This window comes from Algibacter sp. (assembly GCF_049667265.1).
GTDB lineage: Bacteria > Bacteroidota > Bacteroidia > Flavobacteriales > Flavobacteriaceae > Algibacter_B.
Genome location: NZ_JBATHX010000314.1, coordinates 1 through 3,510, shown reverse-complemented (window position 1 = coordinate 3,510; position 3,510 = coordinate 1). Strand labels below are relative to the sequence as shown.

Below are 3,510 nucleotides of genomic sequence, written 5' to 3'. Positions count from 1 at the left end.
ATGTGAAACAGAATTTTTTTAATGCGGCGCGTTACGGAATGGCAACCCAGTTTTATTGGAATGGAAAATATATATCCAGTCATAAACTTCTTTTAGACGAGCTTTTACCAATGGCATACAAAGGGCTTTACTCGGTTGGCGTTAGTCCGCATGATGCCGAATATTACCTAAAAATTATTCAGGATAGAGTTAATGGTAACAATGGCTCAGAATGGTTGGTTAGAAATTACAGAAATTTATTAAAAACACACAAGCGCTATGAAGCCATGCAGATATTAACAGCAAGTATATATGATAAACAAGAAAAAGGATTCCCTGTTTCAGTTTGGGGTGCCGTGCAAAATGCTGGAGATACTGGTTTTAAAACAAAATATGTTGTAAAGCATGTTATGAGTTCAGATATTTTTTCAGTTGATAAAAAAGACAGCGTCGATTTAGTATTACATATTATGATATGGAAAAATATTCATCATATGCCAGTAATTAATAACGAAAGAGAATTGATAGGGCTAATCAGTTGGGCAGATGTTGAAAGCTATTTAAACCAACTCAACGACAATCATAATAGTGTCGATAAATTGATGAAAACAGACCTTATAACAGTTGAGGAATATACACCTATTGAAACCGCTAAAGATTTAATGGAAACCCACGGTATAGGAAGTTTACCCGTACTTAAAAACAACAAGTTAATTGGTTTAGTTACAAAAAAAGACATGATTATATGATCGATGTATATAATAAAGCGCTAGATAGCAGTATAAAAGTGGAGAGAATACTTGGGAAGATTACAGGAGCTAAACCAGGACCAACTGTGGTTTTTTTTGGCGGCATCCATGGCAATGAAACCTCAGGTATTTTTGCTATAAAAGACGCATTAGCTGGAGTAAACAGTAGTTATGTAAAAGGCACTATTTACGGCATTTCAGGTAACTTAAAAGCCTTAAAAATTCACAAACGCTATGTTTTTGACGATTTGAATAGACTATGGACCAAAGATCAAATTGAAAACATAAAAAACAAAACAGATTTAAACGATGATGAAACAGAATTATTAGAACTACTCGATATTTTAAATGACATTTTACAAAACAATCAGCCACCTTTTTACTTTATAGATTTACATACCACATCCAGTAAAACCTTGCCGTTTATTACTATTAATGACGCTATTATAAATAGAAAATTCTCTACACAATTTCCTGTGCCAATTGTTTTAGGTATCGAGGAATATTTAAACGGACCCTTGCTAAGTTATATAAACCAAATGGGTTATGTGTCCTTAGGTTTTGAATCTGGCCAGCATGATGATTTTTTTGCTATCACTAATAATATTGCTTTTATTTATTTAACCTTAGTTTATTCAGGAATTTTAAAAGAAGAAGCAATTATTGATTTTTCAAAATACTATGAGCAATTAAAGCAACAATCCAAAAACACACATACCATTTTTGAAGTGGTTTATCTCCACAGAATAAAAAAAGATGAACAGTTTAAAATGCTTAACGGATTTGAAAGTTTTGAAAACATAACAAAAGGCACAAAATTAGCGCAAAGCAATTCAAGTGAAATTCTAGCGCCAATTAGCGGGAGCATTTTTATGCCATTATATCAAAAAAAAGGAGCTGAAGGTTTTTTTATTATAAAACCCATAAAACCATTTTTATTAAAACTATCTGCCCTTTTAAGACGCGTAAAAACAGATTCACTTTTGGCATGGTTACCAGGAATTTCTTGGGTTGATAAAACCGAAGGAATATTACAAGTTAACTTAACCACTACAAAGTTTTTAGCGAAACCTTTATTTCATTTATTAGGATATAGAAACAGACAAATAACCAGCACCCATCTAAGGCTAAATAACCGAGAGCGTGTTGCCAAAACGGATATTTATAAAACAGAACCTTGGTATTGAGCTAGAGTTATTAAAAATAAAGCCCAAAAAAGCCACTTTGTTTAACACGAAGTGGCTTTTTTTATTTTAAAGTTTAAGTTACTTTTTGTTATTCTCCTTATCAATATCTGCCATCATTTCTTTTGGGTCTATTTGAACAGATTTTACAGCTTTTAAAACTTCAAAAGTGTAAGTAGGATACGCCCAAGCCCAATCTTTAATTATAGTTGCTGAGGTTGGTTTTTCACCACGCATCATTTGTAAAGGAATGTAAAAATCTTCAGTAGTTCCATCAGTATAAGTTACCGAAATATCAATTGGCATAGGCATTAATCCAATGCGCTCTAAAGAAATGGATTTGTCATTAACTGCAGTTACTGCGTAATCAATGGTATTTGTAGTTTGTGCAAAATCTATTAAATACCAATCTAGTTCTAATCCAGATACTTTTTCTGCGGTCCTAATTATGTCCAAAGGTTTTGGATGTTTAAAAACGAAGTCCATAAAATATTTTTTAATAGTGAGATTCAAATTTTCTTCACCCATAATATAACCTAACTGTGATAAAAAGACAGCACCCTTATAGTATGATGCCAAACTATATGCGCGGTTAAACATATAGCGGTCACCATGTGTAGTTAATGGTTGTTCTCTGCCAGACCTTGCTAACGCTATATAGGTGTTATAAACACCTTCTAAAGGGTTTTCTTTACCTTCATTGAAAATATCGTTAACACCATGGTATTCTATATAAGTTGAAAAACCTTCATCCATCCATGGATGTTTCGATTCGTTATTTGCTAATAAAAACTGAAACCAAGTATGCGCCATTTCATGCGATATTACTCCCTTTATCAGCCCATCGTAAGTGCCTTCACCTAATAAAAGAGTACACATACCATATTCCATACCACCATCACCTCCTTGAATAATGGAGTATTGCTTGTAAGGGTATTTACCAACAAGGTTACTGTAATACTGCATAAATTCTACGGCTTTTGGCTGAATGCGTTTCCAATTATTCTTTTGAATGTTCGACATGGTGCTTTTATATAAAAAGTGTAGCATTGGTCCATTAGGCACCTGCATGGTATCGTGAATATAATCTGGATCTGCAGCCCAAGTAAAATCATGCACATTAGGTGCTACAAAATGCCATGTTAATTTATTAGAATCAGGACGATTTATTGTTCCTGTTTCATAACCATGTCCAATTTCATTTGGATTTTGAAGGTAGCCAGTACCACCAATCACATAGTTTTTATCGATGGTTAGTTTCACATCAAAATCTCCCCACACACTATGAAACTCACGCCCAATGTATGGGTCGGCATGCCAACCTTCAAAATCGTATTCTGCTAATTTAGGATACCATTGCGCCATTGATAGTGCGACTCCTTCTTTATTATTTCTACCAGAACGACGAATTTGTACAGGTGCTTGTCCGTCAAAATCCATATCAAATGTTACACTTTCTCCTGGTTGAATAGGTTTTGCTAATTCCACTTCCAATACCGTACCTACAGTTTCATGATTGATGGTAATACCATTTTGTTTCAATGAGTTTACCTTAATATATCCAATTTCGTCTGGTTTTAAATTACTTATTCTGTCTC

The 3,510-nt window shown here is 33.7% G+C and carries 3 protein-coding genes; 2 read left to right on the top strand and 1 reads right to left on the bottom strand.

The genetic code is table 11. The features are described 5' to 3' along the window. A partial coding sequence (locus WBN21_RS11275; RefSeq protein WP_424200320.1) for an HPP family protein occupies positions 1–728 on the top strand: 728 nt, incomplete at its 5' end. After that, positions 725–1,915 (top strand): aspartoacylase, encoded by a 1,191-nt coding sequence (locus tag WBN21_RS11270; RefSeq protein WP_424200318.1) that lies wholly within the window; start codon positions 725–727, stop codon positions 1,913–1,915. The genes WBN21_RS11275 and WBN21_RS11270, both read left to right, overlap by 4 nt. A 78-nt stretch (positions 1,916–1,993) precedes the next feature. On the opposite strand, the gene WBN21_RS11265 is transcribed toward WBN21_RS11270, so the two are convergent. Then, positions 1,994–3,510 (bottom strand): M1 family metallopeptidase (locus WBN21_RS11265; protein ID WP_424200316.1); only part of this gene is annotated, 1,517 nt, incomplete at its 5' end.